The sequence below is a fragment of the Paraburkholderia sp. DHOC27 genome, from assembly GCF_003429005.1.
GTDB lineage: Bacteria > Pseudomonadota > Gammaproteobacteria > Burkholderiales > Burkholderiaceae > Paraburkholderia.
This window is the reverse complement of the sequence record NZ_QVQV01000008.1, coordinates 420,399-438,439: the sequence shown is the minus strand read 5'-3', so window position 1 is coordinate 438,439 and position 18,041 is coordinate 420,399. Positions and strand designations below refer to the sequence as shown.

Sequence of the window (18,041 nt, the reverse complement as noted above, 5' to 3'; positions counted from 1 at the left end):
ATAGTGCGGATTACCCGTGTGAAAGTAGGTAATCGTCAGGCTCCCCAGCAGCAAACAGAAACCCCACCCCAACAGGTGGGGTTTCTGCGTTTACGGAAACACCTAAACCCACGCTGCTCAGCATCTGGGTTAAAGCGGAATCCAGCGATAATCGCGGTAGTAAATCGTCGCAGTAATTCAGTCAAGCGCGAGAAATCGCGTCCGCCTGAATCAATGAAATATTCGTAAGCTAGACACGCAAAAATCGAGATATGGTTTCAGTTTGTAAGAATTAAATCCCCGAGCATCCGCCTGCTGTTCTGAATCAACCCATCCATCCGATCACTCCAAGTGCGCACCAAAACGGAACATTGAGTCGCTCAAAACGACCAAAGTTTGTGCAAATGCACATTTCCATGTGGTGACGCAAGACCTAAGCCTGCAATAGAGTCTATCGACTAACGCACTAATTACTTAACAGGCGTTTGCGGCGCTGCAAAAAAGTTAATTTCGAGTTATGCTCGTTAACCCTTGACGCGTGTGCGACACCGGGACGCGTTGACCTGGCCCCGCAATCGAGTTTAGCACCCCTTGGTGCAATCAAACTGTAATGTGAATTTCTAAGCCTTTCATTTTGAGGGCTTGATTCGGACGGTTTTACTGCTTCAGCCATTTAAAGAACAAATGCAACACCCACCGCTTCTTAGCCTTCTGATCTGGGTCCCCATCGTCGCGGGCATCATCGTTCTGCGCGCAGGCGCGGGCTCACCGGGTCGCGCGCGCTGGTTTGCGCTCATTGGCGCACTGGCCGGCGCCGTGCCGGCGATCCCACTGGTTGCCAGTTTCCAGAATGGCGGGGGCATGCAGTTCGTCGAGCACGTCAAATGGCTGCCGGCGTTCGGCATTGGCTGGCATCTTGGCGTGGATGGCATCTCCTTGTGGCTGATCGTCCTCACCGCGTTGACGACCGTCGTGATCGTGGTGGCAGGTTGGGAGTCCATCACTGTTCGCAGCGCGCAGTATTTCGGCGCGTTCCTGATGCTGTCGGGTTTCATGCAAGGCGTGTTCACCTCGCTCGACGGCATGCTGTTCTTTGTGTTCTTCGAAGCCACGCTCATCCCGCTCTACCTGTTGATCGGCACATGGGGCAACAAGAATCGCACTTACGCCGCGGTGAAGTTCTTCTTCTTCTCGCTGCTCGGTTCGCTGATGATGCTGCTCTCCATGCTGTATCTCTACGCGCAGACTCACAGCTTCGACCTCGAAGTCTGGCGTGCCGCGCACCTCGACTTCGTCCCGCAAACGCTGATTTTCCTGGGCTTCCTCGCGGCCTTCTCGGTCAAGGTCCCCATGTGGCCCGTGCACTCGTGGCTGCCTGATGTCCACCTCGACGGTCCGACCGGCGCTGCCGTGATGCTGGGCATGCTGAAGATTGGCGGCTACGGCCTGCTGCGCTTCGCGTTGCCCATCACGCCGCAAGCGGCGCACTTCTTTGCGCCCGCCATGATCACGCTGTCGCTGGTCGCAGTGATCTACTCAAGCCTGCTCGCACTCGTGCAGACCGACATCCGCAAGCTGCTCGCGTACTCGTCGATCGCGCACATGGGCCTCGTCACGCTCGGCCTGTTCATCTTCAATCCGCTCGGCGAAGAAGGCGCGATCATGCAGATGATCTCGTACGGTATCGTCTCCGGCGCGATGCTGCTGTGCACGGGCATGCTGTTCGAGCGCACGCAAAGCGGCTCGATCGACGCTTACGGTGGCGTGGCCAACACCATGCCGCGCTTCGCGGTGTTCGTCATGCTGTTCTCGATGGCGAACGTCGGCTTGCCGGGTACGGCCGGCTTCGTCGGTGAGTTCATGGTGTTGATGGGCGCGATCGGCTTCAATTTCTGGATCGGCGCAATGGCGGCACTGACCGTCATCCTGAGTGCCGCGTACACGCTGTGGATGTACAAGCGCGTCATCTTCGGTGCGATCAAGAATGCCCGCGTCGCCAGTCTGCGTGACGTCAGTCAGCGCGAGTTCGTTCTGCTTGGCGCACTGGCCGTGCTGGTCCTCGCGGTAGGCGTGTATCCGAAGCCGTTCACGGACGCCATCAGCCCGACCTCGCAAGCCGTGCTGGCTCAGACCAACCGTTCGGCACAAGCGGTGGATACCGCCGCGGCTGATAACAAGAGCGGCGAGCCGATGCAGGCGCGCGAAACGGTGGCCGTCAATCTGGCTCACGCACCGGGCTAAACACATAGAGGTCTCAAGCGCCGCACCCGTCGTCTCTGGCCGGTGCGGCGCACTCACGTTACTTCAAAACAGTTTCACTTCATGCGCGCGTAGCCGTGTGCTGCGTCGAGTTTTCGTGCATGCGGTCGATAGCGGGGATTCGTTTTATACCTTGATATAAAGCATCTAACGACCATGTGCGCGCAGCCATGCGGCAACGTGTCACATGCTTCGGACTCGCAACAGTTCGTTGCAAAAATGGGTGTTTATATTGGTATAACGGGGCTTTACTATGCGACCGCTTACTATGGGAGAGCGGTCGGAATGATGTTCGCAAAAATCGCAAAGAGCAGGCAATCAATATGAAACACAAGACTCTGCGAGGATCGATGGGCGCAATGTCCCTCGGTCTGATGACGTTGCTGTCGGGATGCAACATGGACGTGCTGGATCCAAAGGGCAGCGTAGGCCTGGCGGAGCGTGATCTGATCGCCACGTCCACCTGGGCCATGCTGATCGTCGTGATCCCGGTGATCGCGCTCACGCTGTGGTTCGCATGGCGCTATCGCGCCACCAACACGAACGCCGAATATCGTCCCAACTGGGCGCACTCCACCGGCATCGAAATCGCGGTGTGGACCATTCCCACGCTGATCATTCTGTTCCTCGGTGTGCTCACCTGGAAGAGCACGCACGAGCTCGACCCGTACCGTCCGCTCGAATCCAGCGTGAAGCCGATCAACGTCGAAGTGGTCGCACTCGACTGGAAGTGGCTGTTCATCTATCCGGACCTCGGTATCGCTTCGATCAACCAGCTCGAGCTGCCGGTCGGCACGCCGGTCAACTTCAACATCACGTCGGACTCGGTGATGAACTCGTTCTTCATCCCGCAGCTCGGCGGCCAGATCTACGCAATGGCGGGCATGCAGACGAAGTTGCATCTGATTGCCGATGAAGCCGGCGACTACGCAGGCGAATCGGCCAACTTCAGCGGCAAGGGCTTCTCGGACATGAAGTTCCGTGCCATCGCCTCGTCGCCCGCTGATTTCAACGCATGGGTCGCGAAAGTGCGCGCCTCGTCGAACAGTCTCGACATGAACCGCTACAACGTGGTTGCGCAACCGGGCGAACAGGCGCCGGTTACGTACTTCTCGTCGGTCGATCCAAAGCTCTTTCACAACATCATTGCGCGCTATAACAACGGCAACGTCATGGATCTGAAAGACGACAGCAACTGCAAGGCCAAGGGGTAACGCATGTTCGGTAAACTAAGCCTCGACTCGATTCCGTACCACGAGCCGATCATTATGGTGGCGGCCGCCATGATGGCGATCGGCGCCATCACGGTGCTCGGCGCCGTCACGTATCTCGGCAAGTGGCGCTACCTGTGGAGCGAATGGCTGACTTCGGTCGACCACAAGCGCCTTGGCGTCATGTACATCATCGTCGCGATGATCATGCTGTTGCGCGGCTTCGCCGACGCCATCATGATGCGCACGCAGCTCGCGCTCGCGTATCACAGCCCCGGCTATCTGCCGCCGCATCACTACGATCAGATCTTCTCCGCGCACGGCGTCATCATGATTTTCTTCATGGCGATGGTGTTCATGGTGGGCCTGATGAACCTGATCGTGCCGCTGCAGATCGGCGCACGTGACGTGGCGTACCCGTTCCTGAACTCGCTGTCGTTCTGGATGACGGCAGTCAGCGTCATCCTGATCAACGTCTCGCTGGTGATCGGTGAATTCGCGCAAACGGGCTGGCTGGCGTATCCGCCGCTCTCCGAATTGAAGTTCAGCCCAGGTGTAGGCGTGGATTACTACATCTGGAGCCTGCAGCTCTCGGGTATCGGCACCTTGCTCACCGGTATCAACTTCTTCGTCACCATCGTCAAGATGCGTGCGCCTGGCATGACGTTCATGAAAATGCCGGTGTTCACGTGGACGGCGCTGTGCACGAACGTGCTGATCATGGCGGCATTCCCGATTCTGACGGTCACGCTGGCACTGCTCGGCCTCGACCGTTACCTCGGCATGCACTTCTTCACGAATGACGGCGGCGGCAACGCCATGCTGTATCTGAACCTGATCTGGGCGTGGGGCCATCCGGAGGTGTACATCCTGATCCTGCCGGCGTTCGGTATCTTCTCGGAAGTCATCGCGACGTATGCGAAGAAGCCGCTGTTCGGCTACAAGACGATGGTCTACGCGACCTGCGCGATCATGGTGCTGTCGTTCCTCGTCTGGCTGCACCACTTCTTCACGATGGGCTCCGGCGCGGACGTGAATGCCTTCTTCGGCATCGCGACCATGATCATTGCGATCCCGACGGGTGTGAAGGTCTTCAACTGGCTGTTCACGATCTACAAGGGCCGCCTCGAGTTTTCGACGCCGGTGCTGTGGACGCTCGGCTTCATGGTCACCTTCACGATTGGCGGCATGACCGGCGTGATGATGGCGATTCCGGGCGCGGACTTCGTGCTGCATAACAGCCTGTTCCTGATCGCTCACTTCCACAACGTGATCATCGGCGGTGTGCTGTTCGGTTATCTGGCGGGCTTCAACTACTGGTTCCCGAAGGCGTTCGGTTTCAAGCTGAACGAGAAGCTCGGCAAGGCCGCCTTCTGGTTCTGGCAGGTCGGCTTCTGGGTCGCCTTCACGCCGCTGTACGTGCTTGGCTTCATGGGCATGACGCGCCGTCTGAATCACTACGACAACCCGCAATGGCATCCGTGGCTGCTGCTGGCTGAAGTGGGCGCGATCCTGGTCGCCATTGGTATTGGCTGCCAGCTGCTGCAGATCTTCGTCAGCATTCGCGATCGCAACCTGCCGGGCAACCGTGATGTTTCGGGTGATCCGTGGGATGGCCGTACGCTCGAATGGTCGACTACGTCGCCGCCGCCGGTCTACAACTTCGCGATCCTGCCGGTCGTGCGTGAACTGGATGCGTTCACCGACATGAAGAAGCACGCGAAGGTGGAGAAGAGCGAACCGGTGTATCGCGACATTCACATGCCGTCGAACACCAGCTCGGGGATTTTCATCGCCATGTTCAGCCTGGTGCTCGGCTTCGCAGCGATCTGGCACATCTGGTGGCTTGCCATCGTGGGTCTGGTGGGTGTCATCGGCACGATCATCGTTCACAGCTTCGGTGACCACTCCGGCTACTACATCCCGGCCGATACGGTTCAACTGATCGAAGAACGACGCAACGGCAGTGGCGCAGGTGAAGCGCTCGAATTGGCAGAGGTGGATTAACCCATGTTACAAAAGACTAATCTGGCGCATCCGGTTTTCGAAGCGGACCACGTTCCGTCGCAATCGGTGTTCGGCTTCTGGCTGTACCTGATGACCGACTGCATCATCTTTGCCTCGCTGTTCGCCGTGTTCGCGGTGATGAGCCACCAGTTCGCCGGTGGACCGACCGCCAAGGATATGTTCGAGATCCCGGGTGTTGCGCTCGAAACGGCGGCGCTGCTGCTGAGCTCGATCACGTACGGCTTCGCGATGCTGGGCGCGCACAAGGGCAAGAAGGGCACGCTGCTGTTCTGGCTGGCCGTGACGTTCCTGCTGGGCGCGTCGTTCCTCGTGCTCGAATTGCGCGAATTCGCGCACCTGATCGCGGAAGGCGCAGGCCCGGATCGCAGCGCATTCTGGTCGTCGTTCTTCACGCTGGTCGGCACGCACGGCCTGCACGTCACTTGCGGTCTGCTGTGGATGATCGTGTTGAGCGTGCAGGTGATCCGCAGTCCTGAACTCACCGAGCGCGAACTCACGCGCTTGACGTGCCTGAGCCTTTTCTGGCACTTTCTGGACATCGTCTGGATTGGTGTCTTTACCTTCGTCTATCTTACGAGTGTGATCTAAATGGACCATAGCCATACCGCTCACGCGGGTGACAGCCATGGCAGCCTCGGCAGCTACACGATCGGCTTCATCCTTTCCGTTCTGCTGACTGCTGCGGCATTCGGCGTCGTCATGACCGGCGCAGTGACCGGTCACAATGCAGTGCTGCTGATCGCCGGACTCGCGTTCGTGCAGATCATCGTGCATCTGATGTGCTTCCTGCACATGAACACGTCGTCGGAACAGAAGTGGAATGTGATGGCGTTCGGCTTCACCGTGCTGACCGCGCTCATTCTGATTATCGGCTCGCTGTGGATCATGCATAACGTCAGCATGAACATGATGTCGCGGTAAGCGCGTTTGCCTTGGGTGACTGGTTCACCGGCAAGCATGAAACAAAACGGCCCCTCCAGAAGAGGGGCCGTTTTGCTTTGGCGCTCGCGGCAATCACCTGCGCCGCGAAGCCTTCGGCACCGGTGCCGTCGTATCGCGAACCACCAGCTCCGACAACGGCACCTTGTACGCATCGCGTTTCGGCTTGATCCCTTCGATGCGATCGAGCGTGAGCGACACGGCAATCGAAGCAATCGCCGCGGTAGGAAAGGCGACCGTGGTGAGCGCCGGCCGGAACTGATGGGCCAGGTGAATGTTGGTGAGACCAATCACTGAGAGATCCTGCGGCACACGCTTGCCCATATCGTTCGCGGCCTGAATCGCGCCGATTGCCATGAGGTCGTTGGTGGCAAAGAGCGCGGTGAGTTTCGGCTGGCTTTCGAGCAACGCACGCGCCGCGTCGTAGCCCGCTTCAATCGAGTCGCGGCACGCCTGTACGGCGATCGTCTCCGCGCTAACGCCACGCGTAACCAGGGCCTCGATAAATCCGTGCAGCCGCGACGATTGCGGGCCACCCGAGCCCTCGCCGAGCAGCGCGCCAATGCGCCGATGCCCGAGTTCATGCAGATGCGCGGCGGCCAGCTCTCCCGCATGCGTGTAGTCGGCCGTCACGCAAGGCAACGCACGCGTGGACTTTTCGCCTTCCCACATGCACAGCACAAGCGGCGAGCCGCGTTGCGCGACTTCCGCCAGCTCCTCCGCACTGACGTCCGTATTCATCACGATCACGCCCGCGGCCAGGGTGCCCGCGATCTTGTCGAGGTACGCGCGGGCAATCGCGGGGTCGTCATCGGTGTTGCACACCAGCAGGAAATAGCCGCGCCGCCGCGCGGCGGTCTCGGCCTCCAGCACGAACTCCGGATAGAACGGGTTCGAAATATTGGAGAGCATCAGCGCCAGGGTGGAGGTGCGCCCCTCCGCCAGCGCGCGGGCGGTGAGGTTAGGGCGATACCCGAGTTCGCGGACCGCCGCCATGACACGCTCGACCGTGGTGGGCTTGACCTTCTGCGGATTGCGCAGCACGTTCGACACGGTGGCGGCCGTCACCTGCGCGCGTTGCGCGACTTCTGCGAGTGTCACCATGCGCTTCGCGTGCCGGATAACGTCGCACGAGTCGCACGTATCGCACTTGCTAGCGCGCTAAAACCGAGGGTAAACGAGCGGGTAGCAAACCAGCGTGCTCGCTTTTTTTGCGTTTCACCCATATATTGAGATGTCGTTGTAAGTGTTGCGCGTCTCGAACGGCTCGGCTAACTTCACGTTCAGACACAGGAGGAAGACATGTTAATTCAAACCGCGTTTTTTCCGTCGAAAAATTTAAGCGCTTAAATTTCGTGGCCATCAATCCGGAAAAATCATGACGGCAATCTCGCTTCGAAACATTTCCAAGGCTTACGGCGAGCATCCGCCGGTGCTGCGCGATGTCAATCTGGACATCGGCGAGCATGAGTTTTGTGTCTTTCTCGGGCCGTCCGGCTGCGGGAAATCGACGCTGCTGCGCCTGATCGCAGGACTCGAAGACGTCAGCGGCGGTGAGCTGAAAATCGGCGGCCAGCGCGTCAACGAAGTGCAGCCCGCTGCGCGCGGCGTGGCGATGGTGTTCCAGAGTTACGCACTGTTCCCGCATATGTCGGTGTTCGACAACATCGCCTTCGGCCTGCGCATTTCGAAGGTCTCGAACGATGAAATCCGCCGCCGGGTCAACGAAGCGGCACGGGTGTTGCAGATCGAGTCGCTGCTCGATCGCAAGCCACGTGCGCTCTCAGGCGGACAGCGTCAGCGCGTTGCGATCGGTCGTGCGATTGTTCGGGAGCCCAAAGCATTTCTGTTCGACGAGCCCTTGTCGAATCTGGATGCCACTTTGCGCGCACAGACGCGCATCGAAATTGGCCGTCTGCACAACCGTTTCGAACAGGCGAGTTCCGTGTACGTCACGCACGATCAGGTCGAGGCCATGACGCTCGCCGACAAGATCGTGCTGCTGCGTGCAGGCGAAGAGATGACGCGCTTTGGCAGCATCGCGCAGATCGGTTCGCCGCTCGACCTGTATCACCGTCCGGCCAATCTGTTTGCAGCGGGTTTCATCGGCTCGCCGCGCATGAACTTTCTGCCGGGACGGGTGGTGACGACGAGCCCCTCACGCGTGGACGTCAAGCTCGACGACAGCGACGAAGTGATCGCGCTCACCGAGCGTCATGTGGAAGCGTCGCTGCAAACGGGCGCGCGCATCACGTTCGGCGTGCGTCCCGAGCATCTGACGCTCACCGAACCGCAGGCAGCAGGCGTGGCACGGAGCGGGCTGCAACGCGAAGTGGCATTCAGCGAGCAACTGGGCGAAGTGACGTATGTCCATCTCGACACGCGCAGCGAGCGACCGCTGATTGCCAAGGCACCGGGCAGCAGCGTGGTGCGCGCGGGTGAACGGCAGGTGTTTTTCATTACACCCGGTAGCGCGCATCTGTTCGACGAGAACGGCGATGCGGTCGCGGCAGCGCGTCAGGTTTCGTTTCATTAGCAGGTGAGCAGCACAGCGGATTAGCAGCGCACAGGCGGCCAGCGGCCGTCATCATAAAGTGAAGGATGGAGACAACCATGAAACTCAAAGCAGGAAAGCTGTTACTCGCCGGTATCGCGTGTCTCGCGCTGACGGCCGCGAGCTACGCTGACGCCGCAACCTTGCGCGTTACTGTGTCGGCGCGCGGCAATCAACGTCAGGTGTGGCAGGACGCCTTCGATCAATTCGAAAAGGCCAATCCGGACGTGGACCTGAAAGTGACCTATGTAGGCGAGGAGGCCTACAAGGTGCAGATGTCCGGCTGGCTCGCAACGGATCCGCCTGATGTGCTGAGCTGGCACAACGGTGAGCGCATGGCGTATTTCGCCAAGCGGGGCCTGCTCGACGATCTGAGCGCCGACTGGCAGAAAGACGGCTGGAATCAGACATATGCCGCCGTCAAGCCGCCTTCCACCTACGCGGGCAAGCAATATGCCGCGCCGCTTGGCTACGACTCGTACGGCTTCTTCTACCGCAAGGACCTGTTTGAGAAAGCCGGCATTACCAGCGAACCCAAAACCTGGGATGAGTTTCTGGCTGACTGCAAGAAACTGAAAACCGCAGGCATTGCGCCGATCGCCGTACCAGCGAAAGATTCGTGGACGCTGGCCGCATGGTTCGACTACCTCGATCTGCGCATCAACGGCTACGCTTTCCATGAACAACTGATGGCGGGTGAAATCCCTTATACGGACCCGCGCGTCCGTAAGGTCTACGCCACATGGAAAACCCTGATCGACGATAAATACTTCGTCGACAACGCGCTCTCGTACGACGTGGATTCGGTGAGCCCGCTGCTCGTCAACGGTCAGGCATCCATGATGCTGATGGGCACGTTCTTCTCGGCAGGCTTGCCGGAAGCGACGCGCGACAAGATGGGTTATTTCCGCTTCCCCGTGATCGATTCGGCCGTGCCGATGGCCGAAGACGGCCCGGTGAACATCCTGATGATCCCGGCCAAGGCATCGAACAAGAAGGACGCGCATCGTCTGCTGGCGTTCATGGCGCAACCGCAGATCAATGGCGAACTCGCCAAGGGCTGGGGCCAGCTGCCGTCGAATAACCAGGCGCCTGCACCGACGGATCCGATTTCGAAAATCGGCTTCCAGATTCTGTCCAGTACGCCCGGTGGTGTGGCACAGTTCTACGATCGCGACATGACCAAGGAAATGGCCGACGAAGGCATGAAGGGGATGCAGCAGTTTTATAGCGACCCGAGCCAGATCGACTCGATCCTGAATCGGCTTGAGCAGATCCGCAAACGCATCTACAACAAGTAGGTTGAGGCACGCCCGGGTTGCGATGCGTGCCGAGGCACCTCGGCGCGCGAGCGCCGCAACCCGGCAATTGGGATGCCGGTCTTTAGCCGGACGAGGAAACTGAACGTGTCCACCACTATTTCAGACAAAGCCGTATCCGTCACCCGCGCGCGTCGCAAGGCGCCGGCGCCGCTTAGCCGGCGCCGCAATCGCACGGCCATGTTGTTCCTGCTGCCGGGTGGCCTGCTGTTCGCAATCTATGTGATTTACCCGGTGATCAGCAGCATCGTGCTGAGCTTCTACAACTGGGACGGCATGACCGCGAAAAGTTTCGTGGGCCTTGCCAACTATCGGGAACTGATCCAGTCCGATACGTTCTACACGGCGCTGAAAAACAACGTCATCTGGCTCGTGCTGTTTCTGCTCGCGCCGCCTTTCGGCCTTGTGTTTGCGCTGTATCTGAATCAGAGCGTGCGCGGCATCCGGCTCATCAAGTCGCTGTTCTTCGCGCCGTTCGTGCTGCCGGGCGTGGTGGTGGGGCTGGTGTTCGGCTGGTTTTACGATCCCACCTTCGGCTTGCTGAAGCTGATCGTGGGGCATGGCATACCGGTGCTCGGCGATCCGCGCTACGTCACCTACGGCATCATCTTCGCCGCACTGTGGCCGCAGATTCCGTTCTGCATGATTCTCTATCTGACTGGCCTCACGGGTATCAATACCGAAGTGATCGAGGCAGCCCGCATGGAAGGCGCCAAAGGCTTCACGCTGCTGTGGCACGTGATCCTGCCGCAACTGAGGCCCGCTACCTTCATGGCCTTCGTGCTGACCGTAATTGGCGCGTTGCGCAGTTTCGATCTGATCTCGGTGATGAGCGGCGGCGGTCCATTCGACAGCTCGACCGTGCTCGCTTACTTCATGTACGACCAGGCCATCAAGTACTACCGCGAAGGCTATTCCGCCGCGATCGCCGTGGTGCTGTTCCTGATCATGCTGATCTTTATCACCTGGCAATTGCGGCGCCTCGTGCGCAGCGAATCCTGAGGAACCGTCATGTATCCAATGCCCGTTGCCCGCTGGCGGCCAGGTAGCCGTCTGCTCTACAAAATCTCGCTGCCGGTCGCGTTGTTTCTGTGGCTGCTGCCCTTGCTCGCGGTACTGGTGACGTCGATCCGTTCCAGTGATGAACTCTCGGCCGGTAACTACTGGGGCTGGCCCGAGCACTTCGCGATGGTCGAAAATTACGGCACGGCGCTCACGCAAACGCCGATGCTGCATTACTTCTGGAACAGTATCCTGATCACGCTGCCGTCGGTGGCGGTGTCGATCTTCCTGGCGTCGATGGCGGGCCATGCACTCGCCAACTATCGCTTCCGCGGCAACCTGCTGCTGCTCGCCATCTTCGTGGCCGGCAATTTCGTGCCGGTGCAGATCCTGATGATTCCGGTCCGGCAACTCACGCTGGCGCTCGGTCTCTACAACACGGTGCTGGGGCTGGTGCTGTTTCATACGGCGTTTCAGACCGGTTTCTGCACGCTGTTTCTGCGCAACTTCATTCGCGCGCTGCCGTATGAGCTGATCGAAGCGGCCCGTGTGGAAGGTGCCAGCGAGTGGGCCATTTACGCACGCATCGTGTTGCCGCTCGTGCGGCCGGCGCTCGCGGCGCTCGGCATTCTGGTTTTCACCTTTGTGTGGAACGACTACTTCTGGGCGCTCTGTCTGACGCAAGGTGACGATGCCGCGCCGATCACGGTGGGCGTGGCCGCCCTCAGAGGGCAGTGGACGACGTCGTGGAATCTCGTCTCAGCGGGCTCGGTGCTCGCCGCGCTGCCATCGGTCGTGATGTTCTTCGCGATGCAGAAGCACTTCGTTACCGGGCTCACGTTCGGCGCAACGAAAGGTTAACGGACGCGGGCCGCGCAGGCCCGCTCTACCCTGTATGACCCATTGACGATTGGCCGGTGCGCAAGCAACGCCGCCTCGCGGCAAGTCACGCCCGCTTGCAGCGCCGCGTCCTGTCGAATGCCATTCACCACGATTAAACCGCCACCTGGCGCAATCACAACATACAGCGAGAGCACCATGCATTTAGGAGTCTGCTATTACCCCGAGCAATGGCCGCAGCATCAATGGGAAAGCGACGCGCGCCGGATGGCGGAACTGGGCATTAGCCGCGTGCGCATTGCCGAATTCGCGTGGAGCCGGATGGAACCCGAACCCGGCCGCTATGAATGGGCATGGCTGGATACCGCCATTGAAACGCTCGCGAAACACGGGCTGAAAGTGATTCTGGGCACGCCTACTGCCACGCCGCCGCGCTGGCTGGTGAGCTTGCATCCCGAGATCTTGCCGGTCACGAAAGACGGCGTGAAGATGAACTTCGGCTCGCGTCGTCACTACGACATCTCGAGCGAGGTGTATCGCGAGCATTGCGCGCGCATCGTCACGCAGATGGTGCGGCGCTATGGCAAGCACCCCGCGGTAATTGCGTGGCAGACCGACAACGAACTGGCGTGCCACGATACGTCGCCCACCTATACCGAAGCGGCCCGTGAGCGCTTCACGCGCTGGCTCGCGAAGCGTTACGGCGAAGTGGCGAAGCTGAACACGGCCTGGGGCAACGTGTTCTGGAGCATGGAATACAGCAGCTTCGACGAAATCGGTTTGCCCAATCTCACGCCCACCGATGCGAACCCGAGCCACTGGCTCGACTTCCGCCGCTTCATGTCGAGCGAGGTGGCGAGCTTCCACGGGCTGCAGGGCGAATTGATTCGCGAGCATGCGCCGGGGCGTGATCTGCTGCACAACTTCATGGGCTTTTTCACGAGCTTCGATCACTACGAGTTCGCCAGGAGTGGCCTGGATGTCGCAGCATGGGACAGCTATCCGTTGCCGCGCACGGAAGTGCTGTGGTTCGACGATGCCGAAAAGCACCGTTGGGCGAGAAGCGGTCACCCGGATATTCCCGCCTTCAATCACGACCTGTATCGGGGTGTCGGCAAGGGGCGCATGTGGGTAATGGAGCAGCAGGTCGGGCCGGTCAACTGGGCGCCGTACAACCCGGTGCCGAAGGCCGGCATGGCACGTCTGTGGACGTGGGAGGCATTCGCGCACGGGGCGGAGCTGGTGTCGTATTTCCGCTGGCGCCAGGCGCCGTTCGCGCAGGAGCAAATGCATTCGGGCATCAACGCGCCCGACGACCGGCTCACGGCCGGCGGCGAAGAAATTGCCAGAGTGGCGCGGGAGATGGCTGCCTTCGCCGCGCCTGACTACGCCGCTAACGCCGCCACTACGACGACCAAACAGGCGCCGGTTGCCCTGCTGTTCGATTATCCGGCGGACTGGATCGTGCAGATTCAGCGCCACGGTGCGGATTTCGACTATCAGCGGCTGGTGTTCGAATGGTACTCATGCCTGCGTGAAATGGGCGTGGACGTGGACATGCTGCCGGCCAGCGCCGATCTGAGCGGCTACAAGCTGGTGCTCGCGCCGTCGCTGCCGGTCGTGCCCGATGCGCTGGTGGCACAGATCAAGAAAGGCGATGCACACTGGCTATTCGGCCCGCGCACGGGCTCACGTACGGCGGACTTCACGATCCCCGCCACGCTCGCGCCGGGACCGCTACAGGCGGTTCTGGACGTGCGGGTGGCGCAAAGCGAGTCGCTGCGGCCGTCGCTGCGGCCGGGCATCAGCTTCGAGGGCGTGCAGGGGCAGGGCAGGAGCTGGCGCGACTACATCGAACCGGGCGCCGGGGTCGAGGTGCTGGCCGCTTTCGATGACGGCGTACCGGCACTGGTCGGCGCGGGCACGGTCCGCATGGTGAGCGCGTGTTTCGATCCAGCCTTGCTGAAAGCCGTGCTGCAACGGAGTCTGCGTGACGCGGGCATCGCCACGCAGACGCTGCCGGAAGGCGTGCGGTTGCGGCGTCTCGGCAGCGTGTGCTTCGCCTTCAACTATGGCGATAGCACGTGGCAGGTGCCCGCGCCGGATGGCGCGCAGTTCGTGCTGGGCAGCCGCGAACTCGGCCCGGTGGATGTCGCCGCATGGGTTGAGCAGCGTTAACCTCGCCTGCTGACGGGCTGACACGTTTCAGTAAGCTTTGGCATACTGCCGGTTCAACGGACGTCGCGCCGGCCTCCAGTTCGGAGCCCGGCGCGTTCGTCCTTGCCGATAGCCAACTGCGTGCAACGGGCGAATCCGCGTCTTTGCGTATGCAGCCAGCCCTACTATGCGTCATCGATGAACTACTCCCGCCTTCTCAGCCTCACGCGGATTCCGTCCTTCATGTCGCTGGCAGGCGCGACCCTGGTGCTCGGGGTAGCGATGTCGTTCACCGCCCCCTATCTTTCGCTATTCGGCGTCGAGCGTGCCGGCATGACGCCGCTGCGGCTCGGCCTCTTCATGACGCTGATCGCCGCGAGCGGCGTGGCGGCCAGCGGCTGGGCCGGCAAATGGTCGGATCGTCACGGCCACCACCGCACGCTGCTGCTGGCGGCGCTCGGCGCCGCCGCGCTCGGCTTCGTGCTGCTGTGCTTCGTGCGCGATTACCGTGCTCTCCTGATTATCGGCATTGCTTTTCTCGGCGCGGGCGGCTCGGCGCTATCACTGGTGTTTTCGTTCGGACGCGTCGCGCTGCCCATACCGGATGAAGCCGAGCGCACCTTCGCCACTGCGACGCTGCGCACCGTGTTGTCGATGGCGTGGGTGTTCGGGCCGTCGGTGGGGGCACTCGTATTGGCAGGCATCGGCTTTTATGGCCTGTTTCTGTTCGCCGCTGCGTGCTTCGCAGTCTGCGGCGCCATTGTCTGGCGCATGCGTGAGACGCCGGATGTCGAACCGCACGACGAGATGCCAGAGCGCATTGCTGGCGACCCTGCCACCTCGCTGGAAGTCACGACCGTCGATCCGAAAACGCCGGTCGAGCCGGACTTCGTCCATCCCGTGGCGTCGTCACGCCTCATCTGGCGCTCCGTGCTTGCCTTGACACTGATCGGACTGGCGGCCAACGCCACCATGATCGTGCTGCCGCTCTACGTGGTGCGTGCGCTGCATGGCACGAGCATCGACGTGTCCATCATGCTCGGCCTTGGCGCATTCCTCGAAATTCCGATGATGCTGGCGCTCGGCGCGCGTGGCGCGACGCTCAATAAAATGCGCTGGCTGGCCGCTTGCGCCGGCGTGCATATGGTGTATTTCATCTGCGTTGCGGCGGTCAATTCCGTCTCGTTCCTGATTCCGATGCAGGCGCTCAACGCGTTCGTTGTCGCTGTGACCTCATGTCTCGGCATGACCTACGTGCAGGATCTGATGCCGCGCACACCGGGCGCGGCCACGGCGTTGTTCTTCAATGCGTCACGGGTGGGCTCGATTCTCTCGGGCGTGTTGTCCGGGCTGCTGGTGGCAGGCGTCGGCTACAAGGGGACGTTCCTGTTCTGCGGTTGCCTCGCGCTCGTGGCGCTCATCCTGTTCGAGGATCCACCGTGGCGCAAGATGGCGCGCTATGTCATGGACCGTTGGCCGCGCCGGGAAAAATAACGGCATCAAGACGACTCCCCGCAAGCCGTTCTGCGCGCAATATCGCAACTGGTAATCCGTCGCACGAAGGTGTAGACTCGGTTCTAGACTGAACGGTTCCATATTCGATCATGCCCTCATACGATATCCAGGCAGGCCCAGGCCGGCCGCGCGAGTTCGAACTCGACGAGGCGGCCGAGGCTGCCATGCAGGTGTTCTGGTCGCATGGCTACAACGGCACGTCGCTGCCTGATCTGATCGAAGGCACCGGTCTGTCGCGAGGCAGCCTGTACAAGGCATTCGGCGACAAAAAAGGCCTGTTTCTGGCGGGGCTCGATCTCTACATCGCCCGCGCGTGTGAGCGCGTCTCGTCCAATTTGCAGACGCCGGGTCCGGTCAAAGCGGCGATCCACGAGGCGCTGCTGCGTTATGCACAACTGGCGAGCGGCCCCACTGGGCGGCGCGGCTGCCCGCTGGTCGCGGCGGCTACCGAGATGGTGCCGCATGACGCAGAAATCTCCGAACGTATCGGCAACATGTTTGCGTGGCTGCAGAACGCGTTCGCCGCCGCTATCGAACGTGGCCAGGCGCAGGGCGAGATCGCCGCAGATCAGGACAGCCAGACGCTGGCGCGCCTGCTGCTGTGTCTGACCCAAGGCATGCGCGCAGTCGGGAAGACCGGCGTGGCGAAAAAAGACATGATTGCGGTAATAGACACCGCCATGCGGATTCTCGACTAAATTTTTTTGCTTAATTGGGAACCGATCGGTTCCTATCGGAGAAGGTGATGAATCCTGTGACGATGACGCCTCATCAAGTTGCCACCACGCACGATCCGCGTCGCTGGGCCGCCTTTGCGGTGCTGCTGGTGGGGGCGTTCTTGCCGCCGCTCGACTTCTTCATCGTGAATGTCGCGCTGCCGTCGATTCGTCAGGGGCTCGGCGCGACGCCCGCCGAGGTTCAGCTGGTGATCTCCGGCTATGCAGGCGCGTATGCGGTGTTCCTGATCACAGGCGGCCGGCTGGGCGATCTGTTTGGGCGGCGACGCGTGTTTCTGGCTGGATTGACCGGGTTTGGTTTGTCGTCGGTGCTGTGTGGATGCGCGGTCTCACCGATGATGCTCATCGTCGGGCGCATCCTGCAAGGATTGAGTGCCGCCGTCATGGCACCACAGGGGCTCGCCTCCATTCATGCGTTGTTTCCCGATCATGAGAAATCGCGGGCGTTGAGCTTTTACGGTGCAGCCATTGGTCTCGCGGCTGTGATTGCTCAGGCCATCGGCGGTCTGCTCATTTCGGCGAATCTGTTTCACCTGCATTGGCGGATCATCTTTCTGATCAACCTGCCTATCGTCGCAGCGGTGTTCATGGGCGGCTTGCCGCTCTTGCCCGACACACGCAGCGATCACCCTGCCCGACTCGATCGCGTGGGCGTCGTGTTGTCGGCACTGGCGTTGGGTTTGTTGATTACGCCGCTGGTGGAGGGACGCGAAGCGGGCTGGCCGTGGTGGTCATGGCTGATGCTGGTGGCGTGCCCCGTGGCCGGGGTGCTGTTCTGGCGTTACGAAACCGCTCTGGCGCAGCGGGGCGGCACACCGCTGGTCAATCCCGAACTCGTGCGCATGCCGGGTCTGGTGGTGGGCCTGATGGGTGTGCTGCTGTTCTACGTGATGTCAGCATTCTTTCTGACGTTTTCGGTTTACCTGCAAGGCGCGCTGGGCGCGAGCGCGTTGTCGGCGGGGCTCGTGTTCGTGCCTTGCGGCCTGGGCTTCTTTTTGGGCCCGCTTACGACACCGCTCGCGATCCGTGCCTTTGGGCGGTTTGTTCCCGCCATTGGTATGTCATGCGAAGTAATCGGCTGTGTGCTGTTGTGTCTGGTGGTGGCAGCGGCGCCGGCAGGCCAATTTCCTGCCAGCTTGCCGATGGACGCCGCGTTGTGGCTGATTGGCTTTGGTCAGGGATGGGCGCTGCCCACACTCGTGCGCAGCGTGATTGATCGGGGCCCGGTTGGCGGCTCCGGCATGATCTCGGGGGTGGTCAATTCGGCATTGCAGATTAGTGCGGCGCTGGGCGTGGCCGTGATTGGCGGCGTGTTTTATGCCGTCGCGGGCGTGCACGCGTCGCCGGCTTCAATGGCGCGCGCGTTTATCGTCGCCATGCTGAGCGTCGCGGGATGTCTGGTGGTGTCCGCGGTGTTGTCGGTGCGGGCGTCGGCGGGGGCGAGGCGGCACGCTAACCGCACGAGCTGAACCTCACCGGCTACGCCAGCTCCAACACGCGC

14 protein-coding genes are annotated in these 18,041 nt (G+C 61.0%); 13 read left to right on the top strand and 1 reads right to left on the bottom strand.

Going from position 1 to position 18,041, the window contains the following annotated elements; all coding sequences use genetic code 11:
• The first annotated feature begins 663 nt into the window (after nt 1-663).
• From D0B32_RS25975 to cyoD, 5 genes are all read left to right on the top strand, one after another.
• A complete protein-coding gene (locus D0B32_RS25975) occupies nt 664-2,220 on the top strand; it encodes a NuoM family protein (protein WP_117337158.1) in 1,557 nt (518 codons plus the stop codon).
• A gap of 341 nt (nt 2,221-2,561) precedes the next feature.
• Entirely contained in the window at nt 2,562-3,452 is an 891-nt protein-coding gene (cyoA, locus tag D0B32_RS25970; protein ID WP_117337157.1) for a ubiquinol oxidase subunit II, read from the top strand.
• A gap of 3 nt (nt 3,453-3,455) precedes the next feature.
• On the top strand, nt 3,456-5,456 hold the full coding sequence (gene cyoB, locus D0B32_RS25965; protein ID WP_117337156.1) for a cytochrome o ubiquinol oxidase subunit I: 2,001 nt from the start codon (nt 3,456-3,458) through the stop codon (nt 5,454-5,456).
• A gap of 3 nt (nt 5,457-5,459) precedes the next feature.
• The gene (cyoC, locus tag D0B32_RS25960; protein ID WP_117337155.1) at nt 5,460-6,065 is read left to right on the top strand and encodes a cytochrome o ubiquinol oxidase subunit III; all 606 of its coding nucleotides are present in this window, start codon (nt 5,460-5,462) and stop codon (nt 6,063-6,065) included.
• A complete protein-coding gene (gene cyoD, locus D0B32_RS25955; RefSeq protein WP_117337154.1) occupies nt 6,066-6,398 on the top strand; it encodes a cytochrome o ubiquinol oxidase subunit IV in 333 nt (110 codons plus the stop codon).
• A gap of 93 nt (nt 6,399-6,491) precedes the next feature.
• On the opposite strand, the gene D0B32_RS25950 is transcribed toward cyoD, so the two are convergent.
• The gene (locus tag D0B32_RS25950) at nt 6,492-7,520 is read right to left on the bottom strand and encodes a LacI family DNA-binding transcriptional regulator (RefSeq protein ID WP_117337153.1); all 1,029 of its coding nucleotides are present in this window, start codon (nt 7,518-7,520) and stop codon (nt 6,492-6,494) included.
• A gap of 274 nt (nt 7,521-7,794) precedes the next feature.
• On the opposite strand from D0B32_RS25950, the gene D0B32_RS25945 reads away from it, so the two are divergent.
• From D0B32_RS25945 to D0B32_RS25910, 8 genes are all read left to right on the top strand, one after another.
• Entirely contained in the window at nt 7,795-8,952 is a 1,158-nt protein-coding gene (locus tag D0B32_RS25945) for an ABC transporter ATP-binding protein (RefSeq protein WP_117337152.1), read from the top strand.
• Between the two features lie 77 nt (nt 8,953-9,029).
• Complete coding sequence (locus tag D0B32_RS25940) at nt 9,030-10,271, top strand: ABC transporter substrate-binding protein (RefSeq protein ID WP_117337151.1); 1,242 nt, start codon at nt 9,030-9,032, stop codon at nt 10,269-10,271.
• 117 nt (nt 10,272-10,388) lie between these two features.
• A complete protein-coding gene (locus tag D0B32_RS25935) occupies nt 10,389-11,291 on the top strand; it encodes a carbohydrate ABC transporter permease (protein ID WP_404935600.1) in 903 nt (300 codons plus the stop codon).
• 9 nt (nt 11,292-11,300) lie between these two features.
• The gene (locus D0B32_RS25930) at nt 11,301-12,152 is read left to right on the top strand and encodes a carbohydrate ABC transporter permease (RefSeq protein ID WP_117337149.1); all 852 of its coding nucleotides are present in this window, start codon (nt 11,301-11,303) and stop codon (nt 12,150-12,152) included.
• Between the two features lie 177 nt (nt 12,153-12,329).
• The gene (locus D0B32_RS25925) at nt 12,330-14,309 is read left to right on the top strand and encodes a beta-galactosidase (protein ID WP_117337148.1); all 1,980 of its coding nucleotides are present in this window, start codon (nt 12,330-12,332) and stop codon (nt 14,307-14,309) included.
• A 177-nt stretch (nt 14,310-14,486) separates the two neighbouring features.
• Nucleotides 14,487-15,782 (top strand): sugar efflux transporter, encoded by a 1,296-nt coding sequence (locus D0B32_RS25920; RefSeq protein ID WP_117337147.1) that lies wholly within the window; start codon nt 14,487-14,489, stop codon nt 15,780-15,782.
• Nucleotides 15,783-15,892: 110 nt separating this feature from the next.
• On the top strand, nt 15,893-16,501 hold the full coding sequence (locus tag D0B32_RS25915) for a TetR/AcrR family transcriptional regulator (protein WP_259295143.1): 609 nt from the start codon (nt 15,893-15,895) through the stop codon (nt 16,499-16,501).
• 47 nt (nt 16,502-16,548) lie between these two features.
• Nucleotides 16,549-18,009 (top strand): MFS transporter, encoded by a 1,461-nt coding sequence (locus tag D0B32_RS25910; RefSeq protein WP_259295142.1) that lies wholly within the window; start codon nt 16,549-16,551, stop codon nt 18,007-18,009.
• Nucleotides 18,010-18,041: the final 32 nt, after the last annotated feature.